Genomic DNA, 1,233 nt, shown 5'->3' on the forward strand with positions numbered 1-1,233 from the left:
GGTATGAGTCCTAACCGTTTCAACAAAGTGATTGCCAATCGTAAAAGTTAAACACTTTATTTAATTAAGCAGCCTTGAGGCATGTACCAGGAAGTCTACCGGGCTCAACCTTTTAATTTCTTCAGTTGCCCAATCCCGCCATTTGCGAAAAAATGGTATATTATAGTTTATGACATCAATGGTTTAAGACAAGGGGTGATGAAGTATCCGCAAGAGATGGATCATTACAGGAATTGTTGGATTATTGCTTATTTGTTTAAGTGTAATTGCCTTCAATTATTTCGAGATCGATAAAACGGAAAAAGGAACAAATGCGGAAGCCAAGGAGTCCAAAATTCCTGAGGTGCAGGAATATGGCGGGATCCATCTAGAACAAGTCGGCGATAAGGTCCGCCAAAAAAATTGGGGAACCTTCACATTGCTAGAAACGAAGTCCATTAATGAGTCATTTGAATTGGCACCCATGGTCATCACAATCAAGGATATCCGCAGGATTCAATTGTCTTCACTCACAGATGAAGCAAAGGAGGAGCTCAAGTCCTATACGGGTTTGAGTTTTGATGAGGCCTATTCGATATATTATAAAGAGGATTTATCCATGGAGGAAATCGATCAAAAAGCTGCGCTGTCTAAAACGGATATTGATGAAGAGGTTTCCTATCTGGAGATAACATATTCCGTGGAAAATAAAGATTCGAAGGAACTTCAGTTCTTCAGCATGGAAAATGTGACTTTCAATGATGATCTTACATATGATGTGCCTTCTAAAACTTTCATCCATTCCGGGGATACTTTTATGGGGACAAAAAAAGTAAGCCGATCAGATTACCAACCAGGAGAAATAAGAAATGGCACAATTGGCCTTTTGGTTGATCCCGAGGAAAACTTCGAACGGCTCGATTCATTTACATTCACTACCGATGATATAGCCGATGGTGAATCTCATGAAATATTGGTGGAGGGGACTTCATTTGATATTCCCCTAAAAGGAAAGTAGTTTTATAGTTTATAAAGATAAGATGGAAAACCCTAAATAAGGGGAACCTCAAAAAAAGGTTTCACTTATTTAGGGTTTCATATGAGCTACCTAACGATAAATGATTTGCTTATCTCTCCCTGACAGTAGGGCTCTGTGTCACTTCCTCCATTAAAATTCTGCGTAATATTTTCCCTACAGCTGATTTTGGCAGTTGTTCCCTGAAGTCAAAACTTCGCGGCACTTTGTATCTGGCC

The 1,233-nt window shown here is 39.4% G+C and carries 1 protein-coding gene; it reads left to right on the forward strand.

The window, feature by feature from the left end; translation table 11 throughout:
• Positions 1-244: 244 nt before the first annotated feature.
• A complete protein-coding gene (locus tag ACFVSH_RS26800; protein WP_387708866.1) occupies positions 245-997 on the forward strand; it encodes a hypothetical protein in 753 nt (250 codons plus the stop codon).
• The last annotated feature ends 236 nt before the right edge of the window (positions 998-1,233 follow it).

This window comes from Peribacillus sp. NPDC058002 (genome assembly GCF_042886655.1).
GTDB classification, from domain to species: Bacteria; Bacillota; Bacilli; order Bacillales; family DSM-1321; genus Peribacillus; species Peribacillus aracenensis.